This window comes from Achromobacter sp. SIMBA_011, assembly GCF_046535435.1.
In the GTDB taxonomy this organism is placed as follows: domain Bacteria; phylum Pseudomonadota; class Gammaproteobacteria; order Burkholderiales; family Burkholderiaceae_B; genus Achromobacter; species Achromobacter dolens.
Window position 1 is genome coordinate 1 of the sequence record NZ_JAWRWN010000319.1, and the last position, 279, is coordinate 279.

The 279-nt window shown below is 63.1% G+C and carries 1 pseudogene; it reads right to left on the minus strand.

From position 1 onward, the window contains the following. Positions 1-199 (minus strand): annotated as a pseudogene (locus SB816_RS31130) (4Fe-4S ferredoxin); the annotation flags it as partial. Positions 200-279 lie beyond the last annotated feature (80 nt).

Below are 279 nucleotides of genomic sequence, written 5' to 3' on the forward strand. Positions count from 1 at the left end.
CGAGATAGTCGGGCAGATGCGTGAGCGTGTGTTCTTTGACCGCGGACGCGAGCGCGCGCATCGTTTCCCATTCGGGGATCGCATGCACGGCCTCGTCGCGCGCGGTGCGCAGCCCCCAGAGGCGCTTGTCGTGGAACTCGACGTGTTTCTCGTCGGCGATGAACTTCTTCGAGTAACCGACGTGGTCGACGCGTTTCATGCTCGTGCTCCGTTCAGGATGCTCGCGATGTGGATGAACTTCAGGCCGAGTCCGAGGCGCTCCGAGCAGCCCTTCTGGTG